Source organism: Chloracidobacterium thermophilum B, from assembly GCF_000226295.1.
GTDB lineage: Bacteria > Acidobacteriota > Blastocatellia > Chloracidobacteriales > Chloracidobacteriaceae > Chloracidobacterium > Chloracidobacterium thermophilum.
The window spans coordinates 2387116-2412468 of record NC_016024.1 but is presented as its reverse complement, the minus strand read 5'-3'; the positions used below and the strand labels follow the sequence as shown (position 1 = coordinate 2412468).

Annotated in this window: 21 protein-coding genes; 19 read left to right on the top strand and 2 right to left on the bottom strand. The window is 62.6% G+C overall.

Annotation, left to right across the window (positions count from 1 at the left end; all coding sequences use genetic code 11):
* Positions 1-7: 7 nt before the first annotated feature.
* The 9 genes from CABTHER_RS09955 (at position 8) to CABTHER_RS09915 (ending at position 13533) form a co-directional block, all read left to right on the top strand.
* On the top strand, positions 8-1603 hold the full coding sequence (locus CABTHER_RS09955) for an NADH-quinone oxidoreductase subunit N (RefSeq protein WP_014100513.1): 1596 nt from the start codon (positions 8-10) through the stop codon (positions 1601-1603).
* Positions 1604-1684: 81 nt separating this feature from the next.
* Positions 1685-2893, top strand: coding sequence for a Na+/H+ antiporter NhaA (nhaA, locus tag CABTHER_RS09950; RefSeq protein WP_014100512.1), 1209 nt, complete (start codon positions 1685-1687; stop codon positions 2891-2893).
* Positions 2894-2914: 21 nt separating this feature from the next.
* Positions 2915-4012: a lipoyl(octanoyl) transferase LipB gene (gene lipB / locus CABTHER_RS16685; RefSeq protein ID WP_014100511.1), complete on the top strand. Its 1098-nt coding sequence runs from the start codon at positions 2915-2917 to the stop codon at positions 4010-4012.
* A 96-nt stretch (positions 4013-4108) separates the two neighbouring features.
* A complete protein-coding gene (locus CABTHER_RS09940; protein WP_148264021.1) occupies positions 4109-5560 on the top strand; it encodes a hypothetical protein in 1452 nt (483 codons plus the stop codon).
* Positions 5561-5597: 37 nt separating this feature from the next.
* The gene (locus tag CABTHER_RS09935) at positions 5598-6056 is read left to right on the top strand and encodes a hypothetical protein (RefSeq protein WP_014100509.1); all 459 of its coding nucleotides are present in this window, start codon (positions 5598-5600) and stop codon (positions 6054-6056) included.
* A gap of 46 nt (positions 6057-6102) precedes the next feature.
* Complete coding sequence (locus CABTHER_RS09930; protein WP_014100508.1) at positions 6103-7812, top strand: hypothetical protein; 1710 nt, start codon at positions 6103-6105, stop codon at positions 7810-7812.
* Between the two features lie 141 nt (positions 7813-7953).
* Complete coding sequence (locus CABTHER_RS09925; RefSeq protein ID WP_211431820.1) at positions 7954-8976, top strand: class I SAM-dependent methyltransferase; 1023 nt, start codon at positions 7954-7956, stop codon at positions 8974-8976.
* A gap of 50 nt (positions 8977-9026) precedes the next feature.
* Positions 9027-12470, top strand: a complete 3444-nt coding sequence (locus tag CABTHER_RS09920; RefSeq protein ID WP_014100506.1) for a rod shape-determining protein — start codon at positions 9027-9029, stop codon at positions 12468-12470.
* 25 nt (positions 12471-12495) lie between these two features.
* Entirely contained in the window at positions 12496-13533 is a 1038-nt protein-coding gene (locus CABTHER_RS09915) for a hypothetical protein (protein ID WP_148264020.1), read from the top strand.
* An 18-nt stretch (positions 13534-13551) separates the two neighbouring features.
* Here CABTHER_RS09915 and CABTHER_RS09910 read toward each other — a convergent pair whose 3' ends face one another.
* Complete coding sequence (locus CABTHER_RS09910) at positions 13552-14718, bottom strand: exo-beta-N-acetylmuramidase NamZ family protein (protein ID WP_014100504.1); 1167 nt, start codon at positions 14716-14718, stop codon at positions 13552-13554.
* Positions 14719-14847: 129 nt separating this feature from the next.
* Positions 14848-15435 carry a 3D domain-containing protein gene (locus tag CABTHER_RS15935; RefSeq protein ID WP_014100503.1) on the bottom strand — a complete coding sequence of 196 codons (588 nt, stop codon included), beginning with the start codon at positions 15433-15435 and terminating at the stop codon, positions 14848-14850.
* 269 nt (positions 15436-15704) lie between these two features.
* Between CABTHER_RS15935 and trxB the strand changes: the two genes are divergently transcribed.
* The 10 genes from trxB to CABTHER_RS09855 all read left to right on the top strand — a co-directional run bounded on the left by trxB (position 15705) and on the right by CABTHER_RS09855 (position 25237).
* Entirely contained in the window at positions 15705-16664 is a 960-nt protein-coding gene (gene trxB / locus CABTHER_RS09900) for a thioredoxin-disulfide reductase (RefSeq protein WP_014100502.1), read from the top strand.
* 104 nt (positions 16665-16768) lie between these two features.
* Positions 16769-17545 (top strand): enoyl-CoA hydratase/isomerase family protein, encoded by a 777-nt coding sequence (locus CABTHER_RS09895; protein ID WP_014100501.1) that lies wholly within the window; start codon positions 16769-16771, stop codon positions 17543-17545.
* A gap of 45 nt (positions 17546-17590) precedes the next feature.
* On the top strand, positions 17591-18196 hold the full coding sequence (locus CABTHER_RS09890) for a 2,3-bisphosphoglycerate-dependent phosphoglycerate mutase (RefSeq protein WP_014100500.1): 606 nt from the start codon (positions 17591-17593) through the stop codon (positions 18194-18196).
* A gap of 26 nt (positions 18197-18222) precedes the next feature.
* Positions 18223-19206, top strand: coding sequence for a hypothetical protein (locus CABTHER_RS09885; protein ID WP_014100499.1), 984 nt, complete (start codon positions 18223-18225; stop codon positions 19204-19206).
* Between the two features lie 104 nt (positions 19207-19310).
* Positions 19311-19859, top strand: coding sequence for a twin-arginine translocase TatA/TatE family subunit (locus CABTHER_RS15930; protein ID WP_014100498.1), 549 nt, complete (start codon positions 19311-19313; stop codon positions 19857-19859).
* Between the two features lie 47 nt (positions 19860-19906).
* Positions 19907-21013: a twin-arginine translocase subunit TatC gene (gene tatC, locus CABTHER_RS15925; RefSeq protein WP_148264019.1), complete on the top strand. Its 1107-nt coding sequence runs from the start codon at positions 19907-19909 to the stop codon at positions 21011-21013.
* A gap of 10 nt (positions 21014-21023) precedes the next feature.
* Positions 21024-22418, top strand: a complete 1395-nt coding sequence (gene hisD / locus CABTHER_RS09870) for a histidinol dehydrogenase (RefSeq protein ID WP_014100496.1) — start codon at positions 21024-21026, stop codon at positions 22416-22418.
* Positions 22415-23170, top strand: a complete 756-nt coding sequence (locus CABTHER_RS15920; RefSeq protein ID WP_014100495.1) for a lysophospholipid acyltransferase family protein — start codon at positions 22415-22417, stop codon at positions 23168-23170. Before hisD ends, CABTHER_RS15920 begins: the two co-directional genes overlap by 4 nt.
* A 1-nt stretch (position 23171) precedes the next feature.
* On the top strand, positions 23172-24293 hold the full coding sequence (carA, locus tag CABTHER_RS09860) for a glutamine-hydrolyzing carbamoyl-phosphate synthase small subunit (RefSeq protein ID WP_014100494.1): 1122 nt from the start codon (positions 23172-23174) through the stop codon (positions 24291-24293).
* Positions 24290-25237 (top strand): DUF4097 family beta strand repeat-containing protein, encoded by a 948-nt coding sequence (locus CABTHER_RS09855; protein ID WP_014100493.1) that lies wholly within the window; start codon positions 24290-24292, stop codon positions 25235-25237. Before carA ends, CABTHER_RS09855 begins: the two co-directional genes overlap by 4 nt.
* The last annotated feature ends 116 nt before the right edge of the window (positions 25238-25353 follow it).

The following is a 25353-nucleotide window of genomic DNA, read 5'->3' as shown; positions in this document are numbered from 1 at the left end:
TACCGTTATGCTGAATCTGACCATGCTGCCTCTGCTTGTTGAACTGCCTCCGCTGCCGACCCTGCGTGAGACGGCACTCATCATGCCGGAAATCATCCTGACCCTGTTTGCCTGCGCGGCGCTGGTGCTGGACGTGGCGCTGCCGCGTGGCAAAAAGCAGGTGACGGCCTACCTGAGTCTGGTGGGGCTGGGGTTCGTCGCGCTGGCGCTGGCCCAGCAGGTCATGGGCGTGGCCGAGCGGCTGCCTGTCAGCGCCTTCTACGGGATGCTGTTCATTGATGGGTTGTCCGTCGTGTTCCGCTTTGTGTTCATCGTCGCGGCGGCGTTCTCGATTCTCTACTCGATCAGGTATCTCGAATTTGAACGGGAGCAGCGCGGTGAATACTACGCGCTGATTCTGTTTTCGACGCTGGGCATGATGTTTGTTGCCGTCAGCGGCGACCTTATTTCACTTTTCGTGTCGTTTGAGCTGATGTCGCTGAGCGTCTATGTGCTTGTGGGCTATCTGAAGCGCGACGGGCGCTCGAACGAAGCGGCGATGAAATACTTTCTGACGGGGATTTTTTCCTCGGCGCTCATTCTGTACGGCCTGTCGCTGGTCTATGGCGTGACCGGGCACACGAACCTGGGGCTGATTGCGGAAACCATCGCCGACTACGTCCAGGGCGCCGGCGCGGAAAACGGCGACCCACGGTTGCTGCTGCTGGTGGCAATGGTGCTTGTGGCGGCCGGGCTGCTGTTCAAGATTGCGGCCGTGCCGTTCCACATGTGGGCGCCGGATGCCTATGAAGGCGCGCCGACGACGGTGACGGCGTTTATGTCGGTGGGCCCCAAGGCCGGGGCATACGTCCTGCTGGCGCGCATGCTGCTGTTTGCGCTGGCTCCCCTGCGGGAGATGCAGGATTTGCCGGGTTGGGCCGCCATGCTGACGGTCGTGGCCGTGCTGACGATGACGATTGGCAACCTGGCCGCAGTGACACAGGACAATGTCAAGCGGCTGCTGGCCTATTCAAGCATTGCGCACGCCGGATACATCCTGCTCGGCATCGTCTCCGGCACGCCGATGGGCTATCAGGGCGTGGCCTTTCACATCATGACCTACACGCTGATGAACACCGGCGTCTTTGCCGTCATCATCGCCCTGCATCGGCAGGGGGTCATCGGCGAGAAACTGGATGACCTGAACGGCCTGTTTGCCAAAGCGCCAAGCGTGGCCGTACTCATGCTTATCTTCGTTCTGGGACTGGCCGGGATTCCGGCCACAGCCGGTTTCGTTGGCAAGTACCTGCTCTTTGGTTCGCTCATTCAGAGCGGCAAGCCGTGGCTGACGTACGTGGCCGTCATTGCCGTCCTGAATGCGGTGGTTGCGTTTTACTATTACGCCCGTTTCCTGCGGGCGATGTTCCTGAATCCGCCCAGTGAAAATCTGGCGGACGCCGCGCCGCTGCTCCTGACGCCCGGCGTACGGGCTGCAATGGTGGTATCGGCCGCCGCCGTCCTGTTTTTCGGCATCTATCCGCAACCACTGATTGATGTGGCCGAGATAGTTGCCGGAAGTATCACCACTGTTTACGCTCAAAGTCCCGGAATTGCCGTGCGTTGACCGTAGTCGGTCAGCGTGTGCTTTGGATGCCCCGGAAATGTTTTCGGGGAAGGTCTGACCCTTGCCAACGGAGGACGGCTGATGCCCATCATCGAAATTCGACTGTCGCCGACCTTTAAGCGGTTTTTGCTGTCCGAGCAGGCGAGTGGTGTTCTGCTGCTGGTCTGCACGGTGGTTTCTCTCATTCTGGCCAACTCGCCGCTGGGGCACGCTTATCTGCATGCCTGGCACGTCAAGGTGGCGGGGCTTCCGGTCGAGGTCTGGGTCAATGATGGGTTGATGGCGGTCTTCTTCCTGCTCATCGGGTTGGAACTCAAGCGTGAGCTGTACGTCGGCGAGCTTTCCAACCTGCGTCACGCGCTGTTGCCCATTGTGGCGGCGCTGGGTGGGATTGTCGTGCCAGCAACCATTCACTTCACATTCAACAACGGCACGGCCACCCAGCCGGGTATGGGCATCCCGATGGCGACGGACATTGCCTTTGCCTTGGGGGTGCTGGCGTTGTTGGGCAACCGTGTTCCGGGTTCGCTCAAGGTGTTTCTGGCGGCACTTGCCGTAATTGATGACCTGGGTGCTATTGTGGTTATTGCCCTGTTTTACTCCGGGGCGCTGGCCTGGAGCTACCTGGGCGCAACGCTGGCCATTCTGGTCGTGCTGCTGATGTTTAACCGGTGGGGTATCAGGGCGCTGTGGACCTACCTGCTGGGTGGCATCGCCATGTGGTTCTGTATGTTCCAGTCGGGCGTTCATGCCACGATAGCCGGCGTCCTGCTGGCCTTTGCCATTCCGTTCACGGAAAAAAGCGAGGATGAGACTTCGCCTTCCCATCGGCTCGAACGCTGGCTGCAACGGCCGGTTGCCTTTGGCATCATGCCGCTGTTTGCGCTGGCCAATACGGGCATTGTCATCGAGCAGGGGGTGCTTGCGCTTATCTCCAGCGCCAACGGGGTCGGGATTTTCGTGGGACTGTTCATTGGCAAGCCGGTCGGTATTGTTCTGGCCAGCATTGCGGCCGTGCTGCTGGGCATCTGCCGGATGCCACTGGATTTGAACTGGAAACACCTGCTTGGCGCCGGGCTGCTGGGGGGCATTGGTTTTACGATGTCCATTTTCATCACGAACCTGGCCTTTCCCGACAATGCCCTGATCGTGAGCGCTTCCAAAATGACCATTCTGCTGGCCTCGCTGACGGCTGGCACGGTGGGCTTCCTGTGGCTGAAGTTCTTCGGACAGCCGGATGTCGCTGACCGTGACCTGGAGACGATGGATTACGTCACTACGTCTCCGTAGCTCGTCTGTGGTCAGGAGTTTATGTCCGCACAACGGATCGTCGAGGTTTGGCCGCTCGGTGTCGTGGATTACGCTGCCGGGCTGGCCATGCAGGAGCAGCTCGTCGCCCGGCGACGGCAGGGAGAAGTTCCCGATACGCTGCTGCTGCTGGAACATCCGCCGGTCATCACGCTGGGGCGCGCGGCTGAGCCGGAGCATATCGTTGCGCCAAAGGCGGTTTTGGAGCGGCGGGGCATTGCCGTCTATGAAACAGGGCGCGGCGGGGATGTCACCTATCACGGGTGGGGACAACTCGTTGGCTATCCCATTCTCGATCTCAACCCGGACCGCCGCGACATCCGCCGCTACATGCGCGATCTGGAAGAAGTGCTCATCCGCACTGTTGCTGAGTACGGGATTGCCGCCGGGCGGGTTACGGGATTGACAGGGGTGTGGGTCGCCGGGGAGCGCAAGATTGCGGCGCTGGGGGTCCGCATCTCGCGCTGGATCACGTCCCACGGTTTTGCCCTCAACGTGACGACACACCTGGAGGATTTTGATTTCATCGTGCCCTGCGGCATTACCGACAAGGCCGTAACGTCCATTGCCAGGGAAACCGGACAGACTCCAACACTCCATGACGTAGCCGGTCACGTCACACGGCACTTCGGCGACGTGTTTGAGCGGGCGGTCGTCTGGCGGCAGGTGGAGCAGGCTTCTGTGCAGGTCTGGCTTTTCCGGCGGCAAGGCGCGCAGACGGAATACCTCGTGCTGCGGCGGACAGACGCCCGTGGCGGTTTCTGGCAGCCCGTCACCGGGCGGGTGGAGCCGGGTGAGACGCCAGCGGCAGCCGCCCGGCGCGAGGTGTGGGAGGAAACCGGACAGGCAACTGAACCGACCGCGCTGGAGCTGGTGGAAACCTCTCTGATGAACGCCGCCTGGTTTGCGCCGGCGGCCGCCGGGCCAGTCTTCAACCGGGAGCATGCCTTTGCCGCACCGGTTGAGACGGACACGGTGCAGCTTCAGGCGGATGAGCACGACGCCTATGCCTGGCTGCCCTTTGAAGCGGCGTTGATGCGCCTGCACTGGGCCGGCCATCGGCGCGCCCTGCGGCATCTTCACTGCCAAGGCTTCCCATGACTTGCAGATGGCTTTCAAAACAAGTATTTGTCCCAAGTTTTGCCCGACAACCGCTGACGAGGCGTTTTCCGTGGCTGCCGACCTGGCAGGGCTACCGTGAGACATAACCTCATGTTCCAAGGACAGATACGACTGACGCTGAAGCACCGGCGGCCTGAGTGGCGCTGGAGAGTCGGATGCGTCTTTTTCCTGAGCGCCTTTTTGGGGATGCTTGGCGGCTGTGCAACGCCTCCGCCACGCTGGAACGAACTGATTGAAAAAAATGCCCTCGCGGGTCTTGACCAGCCGGTGTGTGCGGCGTCGGGCGCAGCGCTGGCCAGTGATGACCTGATTGTGTATCTGGACGGCAGCGGCAGCATGCGTGGTTATCTGAATCAGCGGGGCGCAAGCGCCTACCGCGAAACCCTGCGCCTGCTGACGGAAATCGGCCCGTTGTTTGAGCCGCCCATGAGGATTCAGTTCCGCAGGGTGGGCGGTGTGGTCGAACCGCCTCGCCCGTGGGCTGCTCTGACGCCAACCCCGGACACGGAAGCGTTTTACAACCTGCCCGATACGGATTTGGCCGCGGCGGTGCGCAGTTTTTCCGTCAATCTGGAAGGCAAACCCAAGGGCCCGCCGCCGCGCATGCACGTGCTCGTCACGGATGGTGTGCAGTCCATTGGCACGACGCTGTCGGTGGCCTTCCGGGATGAATGTCTCAAACTCCTGGCCGGCCGTGACGGAAACCCGCCCTGGCAGGCCACGCTCTTTGGCATTCGGAGCCAATTCGACGGCAGAGTGTTCTCAGAGTTGGACCGCAAACAGGTTATTACGTACCGGACGGAAGAGGACAGGCAGACCTGGCGGCCGTTTTACCTGCTCGTGTTTTCAAGCGATGCCAGCCAGCACGACAACAATGTGGCGCGGTTGCGACGCGAGCTGCGCAAGCTTGAAAGCAAACCGGAAATTCACGAACTGCCCTTGTCTGCCTGTTTTGTTGCCGGGCCGCCGCAGGTCGAGGTGGCCGGCGCGGCGTCCGGCGCGGGGCTGGGGCCGCGCGTGGCCAGGATCAAACACAAACAGTCGGAGACGTTGCCATCGTTCAACGTGCAGATTGGCCGGGAAAACAACCGCCGCCTGTCCATCACCATTGCGCCGCAGTGGTCTGAGGCGGCGACGAACACAGCCGATGCTGCACAGCTTGCGGAGTTGGTGACGTGGGAACTCACGCCGGTGTATCCGGCGCAGGAAGAGCCGGGCAAAGCCTATCCCCGGCTGGACGATCTGCAGGTAACGGTCGGGCCCCAAGGGACAGTGATGACCGTTCAGCCGACCTGGGAAAGCAAAACCAAAACACCGGTCTGGCGCATTTTTCGCCTGACCGGACGCCTGGACCCCAGAAAGCGCCTGCCGCCCTGGCTGGAACAGTGGAACACCCGCGATGATCGCGTGGCTGCACAGGCCAATCGCACCTACAATCTGCTGGCAACCTGGCAGGGAACCTGGGAACGGTCGCCGGTGGGCAACCAGATGGTGGCCAACATCTACCTGGCCGTTGGCCCCAAGTGAGGGATGTCCGGCATTTTCGATATTGGGGTGAGTCGTTATGGAGTTCGGTGCAGCATACATTCAACAGCCATGGTTTGGGTTGACTGGCTATCATCTGGCGCTGCCGGAACAACTCATCCAGTATTTCGTCAGCGACACGAGCGACAGCGAGTGGCAGGTGGTTGGTGACAAGTGGTTTCTCTACCTTGTCGCTACCGGGTTGCTGTGCACGTTGGGAATGCTGGGGGTGAAGTTTCTCCGCAAGCAAAGTGCGCCCAACCCACAGGCCCGCAACTGGTCGTTGGGAGAAACCGTTGGCTTTGTCTGCCTGGGGTTCATCCCGCTCATTGTGCTGTGTTTCATTGGCTGGAAGTTCGTCGTGTCCAACGCCAACATCATCGGCGGCTATGGTCTGATGGTCGGGATGGTCTTTGGCATTCTGTTCTATGCGTTCCTGATGCTGCTGGCTCATGCAGTGAGTCCGTGGCGGCGTGATCTCTATCCCCGGCGACGGTGAGAACTGTGCCGGGGACGTTCTGATTTGAGATGCGGGGGCCTGTGTCATGAAAAACATCATCATCGTGACCGGTGGGAATGGAACGCGCGTCGCTGATGCGCTCGTGCGGCTGCTGGCCATCGGCTTTCCGACGCGGATGCAGGGCAACCTTCCCACAAGCGCCAGTGACGAACTCGAAATCTGGCGCATTGACCCCGACCGCAGCGCCGGTGCGCTCACCGTCCTGAACGAGACGTTGCGCCGCTATCGCCAAATTCAGCACCTGATGCAGGACGGCAACGGCGAGCCGCCGCCGCTGGACGCCCAGCCGCTGGCGGCCAGCCCGTGGGCGATGACGGTCAACACCAAGGTACGGGACTTTGACCCGCTGGCACTGCCCGGCTTCGACAAACCCATTTCGACCCTGCGCGAGTTGCTCGGCCAGTTTCCGGGCAAGAAGGACGGGACGCCTCTGCTCCACGCCTTCTACGAGGACAAGGACCTGGATGTGAAAATCAACCGGGGCTTTTATCAAAAACCTTTCATCGGTTCGCCCGTCATTGCGGCCTTTGCGGCGTCGCTGATGGACCGCAACTCACCGGCCGGAAGTCAGATTGACTTCAACACGCTCAAGCAAACCCAAGTGCGTTTCTTCATCTGCGGTAGCGTCTATGGCGGCACCGGTGCCTGTGCGCTGCCGGTCATCGGACAGTTTCTGGCCCGCGAGCGCCAGCGCAGCAACCTCAACTGGAGCATCGGCGGCTGTCTGCTGATGCCCTACTTCCTGCCGCCGCCGCCGCCGTTCAGTCCGCTTCCCGAAGACCGGCAGTCCGACGCGCGCTACGTGAATGAAGAAGCCCGGCGGATGGCGCAGCAGTTTGCCACGCACGAAGCCTTTGCTGTCTTCAATGAGGAAGAGCGCGTGGCGCTGGCGCGGCAGGTGCTGACCGGTTTTTATGCCGATCCTCAGGACCTGACCCTGCGTTCACGTCACAGTCTGGTTTATTACCGCGACATTCTGGCGCCGACCTTCGACGAACTCTACCTCATTGGAAAAGCCCAGCCGGACGCCCTTCAGCGCTGGAGCAACGGCGGGCAGACCCAACGCAATCCCCTCAACGCCACCGAAGTTGCCGCCGCGATCACCGCCCTCAACTACTTTGCCGGAAATCGCGTGGGGAGCGGGCAGTCCTACAGTCTGGCCTCGGGTGCGAAAGATATGTCGCCAAGTGTGCTGCGGCTGGCCGATCTTCCGGTCTATATGGTCGGGGGACAGCCGGTGGATGCCGAAAAGGTGTTTTTGTCCACGGCCGTACTCGTCCACCTGCTGCAATACCAGATTGAATGGGATGCCGATGCCCGTGGCTGGAGTGACGATCCGGGCGGGCTGCGTCACCTCTACCAACTTGATCCGGCGCGGCAGGAGCGGGACCGGCTGGCCTATCGGCTGGCGCTCGACCTCATCCGCGAAATCATGGTGGATATGGTCTCGCCCGACCGTACCATGGGTTGGAGTCCCGACATTCGCGCCGACCTGGACAAACTCATTGCACCGGGGGTGGAAAGTGCCGTCATCGAGCGCATGAAGCGCCGGACGCGGTTGTTTGGCCTGGCGGCGGACAATGCCCCCCAGGAAGCCCTGCGCTTTGGACGGGTGAAGGTGGAACTGACCTCGTTTGACTTCTACGGTTGGACACCGCCGCCGGAATTCAAACGCGGCGACTATGCCCGGCTCGTCTGGGCAAATGTCTTTGCCCGAACCGGGGCGGCCAGCTAGTTGTGGTGCCACCCGGTACGGGCGATGCAGCGCGTCTCCGTGGTGGGCCGTGAGGCAGGCAGAAACAACTTCAACCGGGTGCTGACCGACAGCCGCAGATTCCCAGACAGCTTTCAATTTGAAGCCCTTTCCCACACACCAATGATGTCCACTGACACCAAGCCCTCCCAGCCGGCTCCGCCGTTGCCCTCGGAAGTCACCCCGGAAGCTGTACGGTGGGCGTACCGGTTGATTCTGGGGCGGGAGCCGTTGCCCGAAGACATCCCAGCCCATCTGCATTACCCGGACCTGACGAGTCTGCGGCAGGCATTCTTTGGCTGCCGGGAGTTTCGGGAGCGTGAGCGCATCCTCTGTGGCCCATCCCTGAGTGGTTTCGAGCCTCCCCTGGTGCTCGAAGATGAAGTGAATGCCACAACACTGGAACGACTGCTCGCCCACATTCAGGCAAGCTGGCAGAAGCTCGGCCGGGAAGAGCCGCACTGGTCGGTGCTGACGAGCGAAGAATTCAAACAGACCAACCTCGCTGCCAATCGCGAGTGGTTCTATGCCTCCGGTCATGGCAATGCCGAGCAGTTTCTCCATCTTTTGCGGCGCAACGGTTGTTTTCCCGATGGGGTGGCTGACAAAGCTGTGCTGGAGTACGGCTGTGGCGTCGGGCGGGTGACGCATGCGCTGGCCCAACATTTCGGCCGGGTTTACGCCTACGACATTTCCGCGCCCCATCTGGCGCTGGCCAAGCAGTGGACGGACGGGCTGGGACTGACCAACATCGCCTTTTCTCAGATACAACACCCACAGGATGTGGTCCGCCTTCCCAAAGTACACGCGGTGTACACCGTCATTGTCCTGCAGCACAATCCGCCGCCGGTGATTCGGATGATCCTGCAGGGGCTGCTGTCGGCGCTGCTGCCTGGTGGGGTGGCGCTGTTTCAGGTCACGACCTACCGGGAAGGCTATGCGTTCGTTGCCAAAGACTACCTGCGCACGGCCAAGGCGCGCCTGGGGGAAGTTGAAATGCACGTGTTGCCGCAGCGGCGGGTTTTCGGGATCATTGCCCAGGCAGGTTGTCAGGTGCTGGAAGTGCTGGAGGATGCCTGGACGGGCTATCGCTACGGCGAACTGTCAAACACGTTTCTCGTGCAAAAGCGGGATACAGCCGCCTGAACGCAGTGGTGTCCGGGCGGGTGTGAAGACGGACAGGGCAGGGAGGAATTATGGGGCTTCTCATCAACCAGGGCATGCTCGGCGAAGTCGGCGGGTTTCGGGCGCAGACCTTTTTCCCGATTGATCCCCATCGGGTCACGCCGCCGGCCCCCAATCCCCGCTTTTTTGAGACGCTCCCCACGGTCTGGGCAGCGGCCTATCGTTTTCGTCAGGCCGTCGAACAGGGCGACGAACTGGCGTGCCGGGAGTGGTTGACGCTGTTCGTCCTGCACGCCATGGGCGTGGCCTATCTGACCGAACCGCTGACACCGGCGCTGCTGGCGCGGGAATATCCGCCGGCGCTGCAACCGGCGCTGGAGACAACCTATCCGCAGGGCGGTGGGTTGCGGGAGTTTCAGCTTTTGTGCGTGGGGACGACAACCCTGGGCGGAGTTTATCCCGATGTCGTGTTTTTTCCGGCGCGCGCCCGTTCACACTGGTCGCAGGAAAACTATCTGCGCCCGTATCTCGAAGGTGAACACCTGTCCTGGGCACGTACGCAGACCGTGCTGCTGACCGATACCTTTGAGCGCGACAAGTGCCACCGGCATTTGCGCTGCCTGGCACGGGACGTGTTGCCGCTCAGCTTCGGCCGGCTTCTCGAACGGCTGTGTGACGAAGCCTTCGGGCCGGCACCCTACGGCCTTGACCAGGCCCCACGGCTGGCTTCCAGCCCGGCCGCCTGGCCGCTTGTACGCGAACAGCCCAAACCGACAGACCTGCTGGACATCTACCCCTTACGCAAGCCGAATGAGCGCGGCGGGCAGACCTACTTCCTGGTGGACAAGTTTCCTCAGCCGCCAGCCTGGATGACAACCGCCCTGGGTCCCGGACAGCCCTCGCCGGTCAGCTACCGCGCCCTGGGACCGAATGCCATCGGGGTCGAAGTGCGCGGTCGGCTCGAAACGCTGGCGCTTGACGCCAGGGATGAGATCGTTGACCTGGCGAGTCTCTTTGTGAGCGATTTCGTCGGACGGGTGGATTATCCGCGTGAAGACCAGCGGCTGGCGCTCATTCATCCGGTGCACAAGCTTCAGGGACTGACCGATGCCTCACGGATTTCTGTGTGTATGGCGCCAGTCACGAGCCGGTTCCTGGCGTATTTCCCGGAGTTGCTGGCGGAAGACGGAACGGGCCTGCAGTCCCGCATCGCCTTTGATGGGCAGCAGGTGGTGTGGACGTTTCAGCTCTGCGGGCGGGAAGTCACCTGGACGGCGCGCTACTTTGAGGCCCGGGATTTGGCCGTGGCTTCTCTGTCTCTCTGGCCGCCCAGGGTGGACCCGCAGTGGTACTTTTACGCGGCCCACGGGCTGGGTCTGCGGGAACGTTCCGGGCGCTGGCGGTTGGTGGATGAAAACGGGCGCTTGGGCGACCTGTATGAGCTTGGTGCGTCGCAGGATGAATACGTCACCCTGCTGCGTCCGCAGGAAACGGCGGATGCCACCGGACAGGTCCGGGCGAATCGTCCGCGCGCCCTGAGCTGGTGGTGGCCGGCCCAGGGACGCGATGTGGAGCGGGGCGTTGTCTGGCTCGCCCGGCTGCCGGACGCCGGGGCAAGGACGCCGACTTCGGCCCACCTCGCCGTGGATTTTGGCACGAGCAACACGTCAGCGGCTTTTGCGGCCGGTGGTGTGACCGACACCCTGCGGTTTTCTCTCGCCCCGCTGCGTCTGTGGAATGGCGACGGAGCCAACCGGCTGGGGTTTGCACCGTTCAACTGGGGCGGAGCCAAAGGCTATTTCTCGACGACCCTGCTGACGCGCCGCTCTGCATCGCTGCGGGAAGTAGCGCCGGAGATGCTGACGGTCGAACACCTGTTTGCCGCCGCCATTCCCAACCTCTACTCCGATGGTCTCAACCGCATGCTGCTGGCGGCCGGCAGTGGCGCGAATGCCTGGGACCTGCACGACAACCTCAAGTGGGGACAGTCCCAGACCTCTGCCTACCGTGCACTGTTTCTGCGTCTGCTGCTGCTGTTTGCCCACGCCGAGCTGTTTTTCAACCGGCGGGCGCAGGTGACGGATTACACCTTCACCTTTCCGCTGGCGATGAGCCGCACCGACCGGGATGTGTTCCACAAGCAGAACCGGGAGAACATCCAGGTGATCCAGTGGCTTTGCCACGGCGTGCGCAACTTTGAAGCGGCTTCCCACTACCGCGCTGACGTGGATGAAAGCGCTGCCGCTGCAGCCGGGGCCAACCTGCCGCCCAGTTCCGACCGGCTCGATCTGTTCATTGACGTGGGCGGCGGCACAACCGATCTGGCCGTCCGGCGCGGGACGGAAATCCTGGTGCTGGACAGCCTGCGGTTGGCCGGACGGCAGTTTTTCCGCACCGCCGAGCAAAACCTGTCCTCCCGCGTCAGGCTGCGCAAGGCCAGTGTGTTTCGCCGTCATCTGGGGCTGTTGCTGGCGCCGAATGAGGAAGCGGCGCCTATGGAAATGGATGTCAGCGACATGCCGGGTCTGCGTGACCACAATCTGAGCCTTCCCACCTTTTATCTGCTGCGCGTCAATGAACTCAAAAGCGAAACCTTCGTGCAGCGGGAACACCTCATTCTGAAGCGCCAGCGCGATACCACCCTGCCCGAAAACCAAAGCTACCGCGATGCCTACCAGCGGTTTTGCGCCCAGCTCTTTTTCCGCCACATTCTGGCCTACGGCATTCTTCAGGCGGCCGGTGCGGCCATCGAGCGCCGGCTGGGACGAGACCAGTTGCCGCACGGGATTCATGTGGTGCTGGGCGGGAATGCCTGGGGTTTGCTGCTCTTTGCCGACTTTGAGCGTTCCGGGCAGGCATTGCTGGCAGAAGCCGAAACGCTGCTGGATCGGCTCAAGACACGGGCCAGCGGCAGCCTGCTGCCGGAAGCTGCCGCCTGCCTGCACGACCTGCATATCCACGATGTGACCCTGCTCAATGAAGGCGACATCAGTCGCGCCAAGACCAACGTCCCGATTGGGGCGCTCGCGGTGGCGTCCAGTCAGAACCTCAGCCGGCGAACGGCTCCGTTTACCGGGGTGAATCTGGCGCAGGTGGTACTTGGCGATGGCGCCCAGGAGTATGGCCCGCAGTCCGTGAACTGGTTTGACCGCTGGAGTGAAGCTGACCTCAAACGCCGTTTTGGTATGGAGACGGACGTTGACATCCGCCAGGTCAACATCCGCCTGCCGGGGGCCAACGCTCCGCTGGACGTGCTGCTCACCTTGTTTACTTCGCGGGGCAACACGGACCTTATCCCGGAGAAACGCTGGCCGACCATCAACGGCTACCTGTCCGGTGGACGACACTATCCGGCGATGACGCCACTTTCGGTCTTTGTGACCGGCGTGCTCTATGCCGACCCAGACCTGAAACTGGTCACGAGCCTGCCCGACCAGCCCTATCCCTTGATTGAGGACATGGCCCGCCGGGCTGGTTTTTATGACGACCAGCCGCCACAGATGGACAGAACCTGAGCCGCGCCGGGGGGAGCGATGACCTATGAGTGACCGGCTGGTAAGGCAGCGGCCGGCAGGTTTGCCAGGCACGGGATGGTGCGCCGGCGCGTTGGAAACCCGGCAAAAGCATCGCCGGGGGGAGCCGACACCGGCCTGCCAGTGGCGAACGGTGTGGGGCTGGGTTCGGAAACGCTGCTGTGTCTTTCCAGCCGTCTGCCGGTTGGCGATCCTGGCCGGGCTGTTGGCATCCTTCGCCGGGCAGCTAGGGGCGCCGCCGGAAGTCTGGCCGGTGAAAGCTGCCGGGTGGAAGCTTGATGACCCGTCCGTGGCGGCCGCTCCTGATGTGTGGCCGGTGGCACTGCTGACCCTTGTGGTGGCGCTGGTTGGACTCGTGGTTGTGGCCGTTGTGTTCTGGTGGCTTCTGCGTACCCAGCGGCAGCAACTCGAAGGTGAAATCAGCGCGTTGCAGGCACGTCTCCAGCGGCTTGAAAGCCAACCCGCGCCGCCCAAGCCAGACAACGCTTCCAGACCGGAGGCGGCCGGCGGGCCTGCCCCCGAAACGGCGCTGCGCGCAGATTTGACAGCCCTTCAGTCCGACCTGCGTTCGCTGCGTGACGAAGTGGACTACCTGAAAAACAAACTTTCGACGCTGTTGGTCTCGCCGGAGACGCCACCTCATCCGTTGCCGGCGTTGTCATCCGGGATGGCTGTGGCGCAAACCCTGCCCGCCGAGCCACAAGCCAGCGCCGCTGATACGCTGCCCCCGCCCGATCCATTTGAAAACCAGCGGGTTTCGGACATCATTGCGCGCTACCGGGACCGCCTGCGGGCCGGCCACGTGGACGCCCTCACCCGGCATTTTTCCCTCAATCCAAGCGGACTGTTCCTGGAACTCGAAGAGCGGGGTGAACGGTTCGTCTTTCCGGCGCAGGAAGTCATCTACGGCAGCGACTTTCAGCAGAACTACAGCTTTGTCTATGACTGCGACCGGCCCGGCAGCGGCTATGTCGTGGTGGTGACGCCGGCGCGGCTCGATGCCCGTGGGCAGATTGCCGCGCGGGGACGCCTGCGTATCGAGTAAGGCACACCGCTCCCGTGGCTAATAGAGCAGATAGGCGGTGCGGCGGCGGCGGAAGTCTTCCAGGGCCGGTTCGTCTGCTGCGGCAATATCAGCCCAGTCGGCATCGGCTTCAATGGCAGCCCGCAGCCGCGCCTGTCCGGCAATGACATCGAAGGGAAGCCGGTCAAAGACGTATTCGTAAGGCGGCTCACGCCACAGGCGTTCCTGTGGATACAGGCGTCGGACAGCCTTGAGAATTTCGACGGCCGTGCGGTACGAGCGAAATGTGTTGCGGTTCTGTACGTGAAGCTGAAGCCCGCCGCACACCTGTCCGGCAAACTTGTTGAACGTTGGCTGAAACCAGAGCGGCCGGAAGTGGACTCCCGGCAACTGGAGCGGTTCGAGCGCGGCTGCCAGTTCATAGGGGTCAATGAACGGTGCGCCGAAGATTTCAAACGGGCGCGTCGTGCCGCGTCCTTCGGAAAGCGTCGTGCCTTCGAGCAGCACCATGCCGGGATAGACGGTGGCGGTATCGAGCGTCGGCATGTTCGGGGAAGGCATCACCCACGGCAGCCAGGTGGTGTCAAACCACTGCGGCCGTGACCAGCCTTCCATGGGAACGACATACAGTTCGCAGCCAATACCCTCGGTGGCATTGAACATGCGCGCCAGTTCGCCGACCGTCATCGCGTGCCGCATCGGGATGGGGTACATCCCGACGAAGGATGCCCATTCACGTTCGAGAACGGCCCCCTCGATGTCGAGACCGCCAATCGGGTTGGGGCGGTCCAGCACGACAAACGGAATGCCCTGCGCCTGGGCCGCCTGCATCGCCAGCGCCATCGTCCAGATGAAGGTATAGACGCGCGTGCCGACATCCGGCACGTCGAACACGAGAATGTCCACCTCGGCCAGCATCTCCGGGGTTGGCTGGCGCGTCTGCCCGTAGAGGCTGAACACCGGGACGCCCAGCCGTGGATCACGCGGCCAGCCTTCCCATTCGATCATGTTGTCTTGCGTCTCGCCCCGAAACCCATGCTGCGGGCCGAACAGCGCCGTCAGATGAACATCCGGGCAGGCGGCAAACAGGTCAGCCGCGTGGCGGTAGATGACATCCACCGAAGCCGGGCTGCAGATGAGTCCTACGCGGCGGTCGCGGAGCAGGTCGAGGTGGTGGGTGAACAGGCGGTCAAGTCCGGTCTGCATGGGGTGTGTTCAGGGCTGGCTTTTAAGGTGAGGGCTGTGGAGCGACCTGAAGTGGAGCGACATAAAAAAGCGCGGATGAGGTTTTCATCCATCCGCGCTGCCAGGCACCGCCCGAAAGGACGAGCGCGGCTACCGCGTTCCCAGTCTGGTGCGCTGTGGCCGTCCAGTACGGATGACTTCCACCCGGACAGTGCGCCGCCCAAAGCGGATGGCATCGCGGGTGGAGGGTATGTAGATGTCAATGTGGCGTCCCCGAATGCGGCCGCCGGTATCTTTGACGTGATAGACACCGGAATACTGCCCGGCGTGAACCTTGACGACCGAGCCGAGCGGCAACACGCGGGGGTCAGCCGCGACAATGCCGGGCCGGACGTATTCCCCCGACGCCGTGCGTCCTTTCAGGCTGTAGGCCGTGGCGACAAACGGAACGGCCTGCGGGGAAGGTTCAGCGTTGCGCAGGAAAAAAGAACCGAGCAGTGGTGGTGTGGCGGGCAGGTCGAGGGTCAACTCAGCGGATGGGGTTGAAGGTGATGAGGTCTGTGATGCTTCGTCCGGCTGTGGTGTCTGGGGCGAGGTCGGGGTCGGGCGGCCCTGCTGGGCGCGGGCAGCCAGATTGCCGGCCATGGACAGCAGGACGAGGATAAAGGTGAACAAGGGCTTGAATGAAAAGAAACGCAGCCCCCGACGTACCGTTTCACCTGATGCACGTAAGCTCATGCGATGTCCTCCCTGGTGAACATACGCCGCTGGACGGGGCCCTTGGGGGGCACGTCCCTGACCAGCGGGCGATCAAACCCGGAACTGTATCACGGGCTGTCAAATTGCCCGGCCGGGACGGTCGGTTGGACGCCTGTCTGCCGGCCGGTCTGGCCAGTGCATGGCGCACAAGCTTGCAGTGCCAAAGGTGGCAGACATAAGATGCCGGGCACTTTGTGACGAACCGGCCAAGTGGTTTGGTTACGTCGGTCTCTGGAGGAGTTCCCCACGTGACAAGTCAGCATCGCAGAGTCATCATCATTGGCTCGGGGCCGGCCGGTTTTACAGCCGCCATCTATGCCGCGCGAGCCAACCTGAAGCCGTTGCTTTTTGAAGGCGAGGGCCCGGAAAACATCCCCGGCGGGCAACTGATGATTACGACCGATGTGGACAACTATCCCGGCTTTCAGCACGGCATCCTGGGCCCGGAGCTGATGGCCAACATGCGCGCCCAGGCTTTGCGCTTTGAGACGGAAATCCTGACGCGCAACGTAACGGCCGTGGATTTCAAAACCCGCCCCTTCCGGGTCTGGTCGCGGGATGACGAATACACAGCCGATGCCGTCATCGTTTCCTCTGGCGCCTCCGCCAAGTGGCTGGGGCTGCCGTCGGAAGAACATCTCAAAGGTTACGGCGTTTCCGCCTGTGCCACCTGCGATGGCTTTTTCTTCAAGGATCGCGAAGTCGCCGTTGTGGGCGGCGGCGATACGGCCGTTGAGGAAGCGACCTTCCTGACGAAATACGCCACGAAGGTGACACTCATTCACCGGCGGCGTGAGCTGCGCGCCTCGAAAATCATGCAGGCGCGGGCCTTTGCCAATCCCAAGATCACCTTTCTCTGGGAGACCGTTGTGGAAGAAGTGTACGGGCAGCGGGAAACGGGCGTGACCGGTCTCCGGCTACGTAACCTGAAGACCGACGAAGTGTTCGATTACAAATGCGACGGACTGTTTGTCGCCATCGGCCATCAGCCGAACACGTCCCTGTTTGTCGGGCAGCTCGAACTCAATCCACAGGGCTACATCCTGACAAAACCCGGCTCGACCCATACCAGCGTGCCGGGCGTTTTTGCGGCCGGCGACGTACAGGACTTTACCTATCGCCAGGCAGTGACGGCCGCCGGCACGGGGTGTATGGCTGCCATTGACGCCGAGCGGTGGCTCGAAGAGCAGGCTCACGCGGCCCACTAGACCTCGGCACGCCACACTGAAACCACTGGAAATCGCCTGCCCGGACGCAGGTAACAACGCAGGCAGCTCAGGCAAACCAGCAGCCGGGCGCGGGACATAGGGCTATGTACGAAAATCTGCTTATCGAAAAACACGAGCGCATTGCCGTGCTGACGGTCAATCGGCCGAACAAGCTCAACGCGCTCAACATTGCAACGCGAAACGAAATTCTGGCGGCGCTCGATGCCCTCCAGTCAGATGCGGAGGTGCGGGTACTGGTCATCACCGGCGCCGGAGACAAGGCCTTCATTGCCGGGGCGGATATTGGGGAGTTTGCCGGGCAGACGGCACTCAGCCAGCGGGAAGTCATGACCCAGCGCCGGGCGTTTGATGCCATGGAAACCTTCCCCAAGCCGGTCATCGCCATGATCAACGGCTTCTGCCTGGGCGGAGGGCTGGAACTGGCCCTGTCGTGTGACATCCGGGTGGCCAGCGAACAGGCGAAGCTGGGACAGCCCGAAATCAACCTGGGAGTCATTCCCGGCGGTGGCGGAACCCAGCGCCTGACCCGCCTTGTCGGGGAAGGCAAGGCCATGGAAATGATCCTCACCGGGGAGATGATCACGGCGGCAGAGGCGCACGCTTTGGGGCTGGTCAACCACGTTTTTGCCCACGCGGAGCTGCGTGAGAAAACCATGGCGCTGGCCGCCAAAATTGCCGAGAAAAGCCCGGTAGCGCTCCGCATGGCCAAAGAGGCGGTCAAAACTGCGGCCCGCTCCGGCCTGGACGAAGGGCTACGCCGGGAAGTGGATTTGTTTGCCCTGTGTTTTGCCAGCGAGGACAAGGAGGAAGGCGTACGCGCTTTTCTTGAAAAACGGAAACCCAACTTCGTCGGGCGCTGATGTACGTGGTGCGCCGTAACCCGAACAACCCTTTCGAGGCTGCGCATGCCCTACCTGGTTCTGCTTCGCCACGGGGAGTCCCAGTGGAATCTTGAAAACCGCTTCACCGGCTGGGTGGACGTGCCGCTTTCTTCCAAGGGGGAGGAGGAAGCCCGTGCTGCCGGTGCGAAGCTGGCCGGCCTGACCTTCGACCATCTGTTTACTTCCGTGTTGCAGCGGGCCATTCAGACGGCTGACTTGGTCTGCGCCACTGCCGGTTTTACCAACCTGCCCACCACACGCGATCAGGCGCTCAATGAGCGTCACTACGGGGACTTGCAGGGACTGAACAAGGCAGAAACTGCCCGGCAATACGGTGAAGAGCAGGTCAAAATCTGGCGGCGAAGCTATGACGTGCGCCCGCCGAACGGCGAGAGCCTGGCCGACACGGCGGCGCGCGTGTTGCCCTACTACGAAGCGCATATCCTGCCTTTGCTGCGGGCCGGAAAGAACGTGCTGGTCGTGGCGCACGGCAACAGCCTGCGGGCACTGGTGATGCACCTGGATCGCCTGTCGCCGGCGGAAGTGCTCGAACTCAACATTCCCACCGGTGCGCCGCTTTACTATGAACTGGATGCCGAGGGCAACGTCCTCGCCAAACGCTATCTGTAGCCAGACCTGCCGGCTGAGTATCGCCCATGGGTGATCCGCCAAAGCCGCCGCGCTTCCTGACCTTTCCGTTTCCCGTCCTGGGCTTTCGGACCACGGGGAAGCGCCCCCAGCCGCCTGCCACTCCTCTGCCGGCGGACGCCCCTCCGCCGAACGTGGCGCTTGATCTGCCCTTTCCTGAGCCGGACGAAGTAGCGCCTTTGCCGTCGCCAACCGGCACGGTGACGCCTGATCCGGCCGCGCTGCCTGAAAAGCATTTCAACCACTACAGCTACTTCAGCGAAATCGAAGCTGCTTTCACGGCGCACCGTGGCAAGCCCTATCACCTGTCGCCGCTCGACTGGGCGCTGGTTGAAAGCTGGCAGAAAGCCGGCATTCCGCTGCCAGTGGTGCTGCGCGCCATTGCCCAGGCGTGCGAAGCGCATGCGAGGAAAATGTCCCGCCAGCCAAAGGGGCGTCCGCGCCCCGTGCGTTCCCTGGGCTACTGCCAGTCGTTTGTCGAAGATGCTTTCACCGCTTATCGGGCCTCCCAGGTTGGGGCGGCTTCGCCGCCGGCCGCCGCCACTGCTCCTGAAACCGGCGGCATGTCACGCGCCAAAGTCGCGGCCTTTCTGGAAACGGCGGCCGCCGCGCTCGCAGCCGCACACCAGCAGCTTTCTGCCCGGATTCGTCCTGATGCACCACACGCGCACCTTGGGACGTTGCTCCCAACGGTGGTGGCACAGCTTCGGACGCTCGGCGGGCAGGTGCAGGGGGAAGCGGCGCTTCATCTCGAAGCCGTTGAAATGACCTTGTCCGAACTGGAAGACCGCCTGCTTGCTGCACTTCAGGCGGATGCGCCGCCGGAAGTCCAGGCGGAAGCCGCACAAGCCGCCACGGCCGCGCTCAAGGCGCACCGCAAGGGGATGTCAGCCGCCGTCTATGCCCAGACCCATGCCAACTACGTGGCGCGGCAACTGCGGGAACGTTACGGTGTACCGCGCCTGAGCCTGTTTTACCTTGAAGGCGATTGAAACCCCGCCACGCTGACCTGCCAGCCGAAGGATGCGTTGCGTGGGTTTCTCCGGTAAAGTGAGGAAACGCGCCGCCACTGCGGCCGGGAGCGTCAACGGACACGATGTTTGGAATCGGCACGCCAGAACTCATCTTCATCTTTCTCGTTGGGTTTTTCATTTTTGGCCCCCGCCAGCTTCCAGAGATTGGTCGTCGGCTGGGAGAAATCATGGCGCAGTTGCGCCGGGCTGCCGACGACTTCAAGCAAACCTGGGAAGCGGAGGTGGAAAGCGAGCGGTTGCGCCTGACCAGGGATTTGTCCTCGAAGGTGAAGCTGCCAGACCTTTCGGTTGACCTTGCCGCCCCGTCTGCGGCCGAGCCGTCTGCGGCCGAGGCTGAAGTCGTGCCGGAAGTCATGCCGGCCGAAGGGTCCCTGTCCCGCGCATCCGTCCGCCCAGCGGCCGCATCGTCAGCCCAGCCGCCCGCTGAGTCCTTTGCCGAGGCATTACCGGCGGCGGAGTTGGCAGAAGCGCCACCAGTCTCCCCCTCTGCGGCTTCGGCTGTGGTCTTCCGGCCCGTGGAAGCTCCGGCGGATGTGGCGTTTCCCGGCCCGGTGTTCGTTCCCCGTCCGGGGACGGTAGAAGCCGTCGAGACCATTGGCTATGAAGGCTAGGTCCGGCGGCCGGCGTGCAGGCGCTGGCCGCTGCCAGGGTGTGTGCCATGGCGGATGAACCAAAAATCAGACCCGACGAGCCTTTTGCCGGGCCGCCTGAAGAAGAGGAAGCTGCCGCCACAATGGGCTTTCTCGACCATCTGGACGAACTCCGGCGGCGGGTGTTCTATGTCGTGGCGTTCATTGCCATTGCCTTCATCGTGTGCTGGGGCTTTGCCGATGTCATCTATGGTTTTCTGGCCAAGCCCGTGGCGGAAGCCCTGCGGGCCTCGCGGCTGGCGCAGGTCAGAACCAGTGCCCCACTGCCAAGCCTGTCTGACTTACCTGATGGCGCCCAGGTGACGTATGTCTTTGGGGCCGGCGTCGCCATTGATGGGCTGACCGTGCCGCCGGGAACGGCCGTGCCAGCGCGAATTGCGCGGGATGCCCAGGGAAAACGCCGCCTGGAAACCGCCCAGACGCTCGTCATCCAGCAGCGGGTCGTGCCGGAGGGCTTTGCCCTGCCTTCGGCGGAACTGCTGGCAGCCGCGCCTGATCCGCTGGGGCAGTTGGTGGTGCATACCGTGCAGGGCGCTTTCAACCTGTATATCAAGGTCGCCTTTTACGCCGCCATTTTCTTTTCCATCCCGTTTGCGCTCTATCAGCTCTATGCCTTTGTTGCGCCCGGACTCTACCGGCACGAGCGCGCCTATGTGTACCCGGTGCTCATCCTGGGAACCGGCTTTTTCCTGCTCGGCGCGGCCTTTGGGTACTACATCGCCTTTCCCCGGGCGTGTCTGTTTCTGTTGGACACGGCCAAGGACTTCCAGCCGATGATTGAAGTCAATGAATACTTCGACCTCATCATCACCATCGTGCTTGGCCTGGGCATTGTCTTTGAGTTACCAACAGTTGTCTTCGTGCTGGCGCGTCTGGGGTTGGTGACGGCCGGGTTTCTGCTCCGCATCTGGCGGTTGGCCGTGATGATCATCCTGGTTCTGGCGGCCATTATCTCGCCAACCTCGGATATTCCCAACATGATGATCTTTGCCGTTCCGATGCTGGCGCTGTACTTCCTGAGTGTGGGGATTGCCTATGTGTTCGGACGGCCGCGTGAAGCGGATGCAAGCGCTCCGGCCGCAGAGACCGGCAAAGAACTTCGTTCCGTAGGATAGTCTGAAGCTTATGCAGGTTTTTCGGCTCGATGAGGCGGCAGGGCAGGAGCGCCTTGCCACGATTCTCAGGCGTCACACGCTCGTTGCTGACCCGAATGTGACCCGTACGGTATCAGACATCATCCAGATGGTACGGGAGATGGGCGACAAAGGGTTGTTCGCTCTGACCGAGAAGTTCGACGGCGTATCCCTGTCGGCGCAGAACGTGCGCGTCGAAACGGCCCTGCTCGAAAAGCTGGCCGGGCAGGTGTCAGCGGAAGTACGGACGGCGCTGCGGATGGCGGCCAAAAACATTCGCCACTTCCACGAACTCCAGCGCGAATACACACGGGTGATGGAGCAGGCGGATGGCGTCCAGCTCATGCACCGCATCCAGCCGCTGGACGCGGTGGGCATCTATGTGCCCGGTGGACAGGCGGCCTATCCTTCGACGGTTCTGATGACGGCCGTCCCGGCACAGGTCGCGGGCGTCCCCCGGCTGGTGGCCGTCACTCCGGCCAAGTCCTTTCTGACCCAGCCGGTGCTGGCTGCGGCGCTTATCGAGGCCGGCATCAGCGAGGTCTATACCGTTGGCGGTGCGCAGGCGATTGCTGCGCTGGCGTATGGAACCGAGAGCGTTCCACGGGTAGCGAAGATCGTCGGGCCGGGCAACCGGTATGTAGCTGAGGCCAAACGGCAGGTGTACGGCGTGGTGGATGTGGATACCATTGCCGGGCCGAGCGAGGTGGTGATCATTGCCGACGATACGGCCGACCCGGTGCTCGTGGCGGCCGATATGCTGGCCCAGGCCGAGCATGACGAGCTGGCGGCAGCCGTCTGTGTCACCACAAGCGAAACGCTGGCCATGGCCGTAGCTGAGCAGCTTGCCTATCAGGCAGCAACCCTTTCGCGGCGGGAAGTGGTTGAGGCGGCGCTGGAGCGGTTCGGGGCGATTTTCCTGGTGGCGTCCCTGTCTGAGGCCGTCCGGCTCGTCAACCGGATGGCGCCGGAACACGTCGGGGTCATGACCGCTGAGCCAGAGCGTTTGGCTGAGGACATCACCTTTGCCGGCGCGGTTTTCATCGGCGCTGCCTCGGCGGAGGCCGTTGGAGACTACTTTGCCGGGCCGAGCCATGTGCTGCCGACGGGCGGCACGGCGCGCTTTTTCTCCCCGCTGGGCGTGTATGACTTTGTGCGGCGGACAAACCTCATCCGCTACACGATGGGGCGGTTGGTCAAAACGGCCGACATGATAACGTGCTTGGCTGAGGCCGAAGGTCTGGACGGGCATGCGCGCTCGATTCGCCTGCGGATGGAGCGCCACAGCGGCCCCCTAGCCCCGACGACCAATCCACTGACCGAAAGCAAACAGAACCTTCTGGCCGTGGAGTCACCGCCGGAGACTGCCTCGAACGACGAGCCATGACACGGTGGTGGGCCGGACTGGCAACGCTTGTCCTGCGGATTCTGGGGTGGACGATACGCCTGGATACGTCCAACCTGCGCGACCTGCCCGACCCGCTGCACGGCCATCTGCCTCCGACGACACCCATCATCTACACCTTCTGGCACAACCAGATTCTGGCTGCGACGCTGTTTTTTCAGCGACGTGGCATTGTGGTGATGACCTCACAGAGCCGGGATGGGGACATCATTGCCGAGGTCATCCGGCGTTTCGGCTTTGGGGCGGCGCGGGGATCGGCGACGCGGGGCAGCGTGACGGCGCTCAAAGCCATGGTCAAAGCCATTCGGCAGGGAGCCGATGCGGCCTTCACCATTGACGGTCCCAAAGGGCCGCGCTACCGCGCCAAAGATGGGGCGGCGATGCTGGCCAGCTTGAGTGGCGCGCCCATCCAGCCGGTCTGTATCGTGACGGAACGCCACTGGACGCTGAACACCTGGGATGCCTTCCGGGTTCCCAAGCCCTTCACGGTCGGGCATGTGTTTTACGGGCCACCGATTTGGGTGCGGCGGGGCGCAACGGCAGAAGACATTGCCGCCGCAACGGCCCGGTTGCAGGCAGAGCTGGACACCATGCTGCACCGGTGGGAAACAGAACATCCCTCACAATGCAGGGCCGCACAACGCAGGGCAGGCGCACCGCCCTCTGACCGGCGCGTGCTAGACTCATCCCCAACCGCTGCGGCGGAAACAGCCTCAAACGTGGAGACGGATTGACGTGGAAGCCATCCTCGCGCTCGAAGACGGGCGCCTGTTTTACGGAAGAAGCATCGGCGCCGCCGGTGAGACAACGGGTGAAGTCGTGTTCAACACGGCGATGACGGGCTACCAGGAAGTGCTCACCGACCCTTCCTATGCCGGACAGTTGGTAACGATGACCTGTCCGCACATTGGCAACTACGGGGTCAACCCCGAAGATGTGGAGTCACGGCAACCCTTCGTGGCCGGTTTTATCGTGCGGGAACTGTCGTCGGTGGTCAGTAACTGGCGGGCGACGGAGTCGCTGGGCCATTACCTGAAGCGGCATGGGATTGTCGGCATCGAGGGCATTGACACGCGGGCGCTGGTGCGGCACATCCGCGAGCGGGGGGCGATGCGCGGCGTCATCTCCACGGTTGAGCGCGAGGCCTCCCGCCTGGTGGCCAAAGCGGCCGGTGCGCCGGGTATGGTTGGGGCGGCTCTGGCAAAAACCGTGACCTGCACCGCACCCTACACGTGGCCGCTGGCTGCCGCTGAAGACTCCACGGAGTACCAACGACGACGGTGGCATGTCGTTGCGTATGATTTCGGCGTCAAGTTCAACATTCTGCGTCATCTTGCGGCGCTCGGCTGCCGCATCACGGTTGTGCCGGCAACCACCACGTCCGAAGAGGTGTTGCGCCTGCAGCCGGATGGCGTATTTCTCTCGAACGGGCCTGGTGACCCGGAGCCACTCGCCGATATTGCCCGCGAGGTGCGCCTCCTGGCGGAACGCCTGCCCACCTTCGGCATTTGCCTCGGACACCAGGTGCTGGCGCTGGCGTTTGGCGGCAGAACCTTCAAACTCAAGTATGGGCATCGTGGGGCCAACCATCCGGTCAAGAACCTGACGACCGGCAAGGTTGAAATCACCTCGCAGAATCACGGCTTTGCGGTTGACCCGGAAAGTCTGCCGGAGGAACTGGAAGTGACCCATATCAATCTCAACGACGGTACGCTCGAAGGTTTCCGCCATCGCCACCTGCCGGTGTTCTGTGTGCAGTACCACCCGGAGGCTGCGCCGGGACCGCACGATGCGGCGTACCTGTTCGAGGCGTTTACGGCGCTGCTGCCTGTCCGTTCAGCCGAGGTGGCCGCATGAGGCCGGGCGGGAAGGTCTGCCGGCTGTGGCTGGTCGGCGCTGGTCTGGTCTGGCTTCTTTGGCCCGAAACAGGTGCACTGGCGCAACAAGTGCCGCCGTCGCCAACCGTGCCGCCGGCCACTGCCACGCTCAAGGCCGAAGGAAAGACTGACGACGGGCGTCTTTTTCAGGAATACGTCCGCGAGCAGAAAATGCGCTTCGAGTATGGCCGGGCGCTCAAAATCACCCTTCCGCCGCAGGGCAGTCTGACCGTTACCGGCAGCAAACGGTCGGAACTCGTGGTTCAGGCGACGATTCGGGTGGAAGGCGCATCGTCCGCCGAGTTGGCGGCTCTGGCGGAACGGATTGGCTTCCAGATTGACACCCGCGATGTCCGTTTGCACCTCATGTCACTGGGTCCGGCTGTCAAAAACCTGTCCCGCAAAGAGCGCCGCGCAGTATCCGAAGGGCTGGCCAGTCCGCTGCTGCGCCTGCCCTACCGCATAGATTACAAGGTCGTCGTCCCGGAATACACGGACCTGGAAATCGCCGTTTTTGACGGCGATCTGTCGTTGGCTGACATCTACGGCGGCATTGTGTTTACCGTGCAGCGCGGCCGGGTTGTGCTGAGCGGCGTAGCCGGAACGGTGGTCGGACGACTGGCGACGGGCGCGGCCAGAGTCGAACTCAATGGACGAAGCTGGCGCGGTTCTGGGTTGGATTTGCAGGTAGGGGTTGGAGACATTGTGTTGAGTGTGCCACGCGGTTTTGCCGCTGACGTCACTTTGGCGGCCAGCACACCACTGGATATTCGCTATCCCCTCAACCGTGATGCGGACATTCCACCGGACAGCCCCTTTGGGCTGCGCACCCGTGGGCGATTTGGGGTCGGGGGCGCGGCGTTACAACTGATGACGGCGCGCGGCACACTCCGGGTTGAACCCTATCCCCCGGAGAACCCATGACAGCTGACCGGTGTCTGCACCGGACAGTTCATCAGATTGGCGATTGCCTGCGGCCGGGTTGGCGGGTTATCCTGCGGTCACACGCTGCCATTTCAAGTCGCTTTTCCAAGCTTCAG

Excerpts from the sequence above, each read along its gene's own strand:
- CABTHER_RS09955 (WP_014100513.1), top strand. The coding sequence starts at position 8 with ATGCTGAATCTGACCATGCTGCCTCTGCTTGTTGAACTGCCTCCGCTG.
- nhaA (WP_014100512.1), top strand. The coding sequence starts at position 1,685 with ATGCCCATCATCGAAATTCGACTGTCGCCGACCTTTAAGCGGTTTTTG.
- lipB (WP_014100511.1), top strand. The coding sequence starts at position 2,915 with ATGTCCGCACAACGGATCGTCGAGGTTTGGCCGCTCGGTGTCGTGGAT.
- CABTHER_RS09935 (WP_014100509.1), top strand. The coding sequence starts at position 5,598 with ATGGAGTTCGGTGCAGCATACATTCAACAGCCATGGTTTGGGTTGACT.
- CABTHER_RS09930 (WP_014100508.1), top strand. The coding sequence starts at position 6,103 with ATGAAAAACATCATCATCGTGACCGGTGGGAATGGAACGCGCGTCGCT.
- CABTHER_RS09925 (WP_211431820.1), top strand. The coding sequence starts at position 7,954 with ATGATGTCCACTGACACCAAGCCCTCCCAGCCGGCTCCGCCGTTGCCC.
- CABTHER_RS09920 (WP_014100506.1), top strand. The coding sequence starts at position 9,027 with ATGGGGCTTCTCATCAACCAGGGCATGCTCGGCGAAGTCGGCGGGTTT.
- CABTHER_RS09915 (WP_148264020.1), top strand. The coding sequence starts at position 12,496 with ATGAGTGACCGGCTGGTAAGGCAGCGGCCGGCAGGTTTGCCAGGCACG.
- CABTHER_RS09910 (WP_014100504.1), bottom strand. The coding sequence starts at position 14,718 with ATGCAGACCGGACTTGACCGCCTGTTCACCCACCACCTCGACCTGCTC.
- CABTHER_RS15935 (WP_014100503.1), bottom strand. The coding sequence starts at position 15,435 with ATGAGCTTACGTGCATCAGGTGAAACGGTACGTCGGGGGCTGCGTTTC.
- CABTHER_RS09895 (WP_014100501.1), top strand. The coding sequence starts at position 16,769 with ATGTACGAAAATCTGCTTATCGAAAAACACGAGCGCATTGCCGTGCTG.
- CABTHER_RS09890 (WP_014100500.1), top strand. The coding sequence starts at position 17,591 with ATGCCCTACCTGGTTCTGCTTCGCCACGGGGAGTCCCAGTGGAATCTT.
- CABTHER_RS09885 (WP_014100499.1), top strand. The coding sequence starts at position 18,223 with ATGGGTGATCCGCCAAAGCCGCCGCGCTTCCTGACCTTTCCGTTTCCC.
- CABTHER_RS15930 (WP_014100498.1), top strand. The coding sequence starts at position 19,311 with ATGTTTGGAATCGGCACGCCAGAACTCATCTTCATCTTTCTCGTTGGG.
- tatC (WP_148264019.1), top strand. The coding sequence starts at position 19,907 with ATGGCGGATGAACCAAAAATCAGACCCGACGAGCCTTTTGCCGGGCCG.
- hisD (WP_014100496.1), top strand. The coding sequence starts at position 21,024 with ATGCAGGTTTTTCGGCTCGATGAGGCGGCAGGGCAGGAGCGCCTTGCC.
- CABTHER_RS15920 (WP_014100495.1), top strand. The coding sequence starts at position 22,415 with ATGACACGGTGGTGGGCCGGACTGGCAACGCTTGTCCTGCGGATTCTG.
- CABTHER_RS09855 (WP_014100493.1), top strand. The coding sequence starts at position 24,290 with ATGAGGCCGGGCGGGAAGGTCTGCCGGCTGTGGCTGGTCGGCGCTGGT.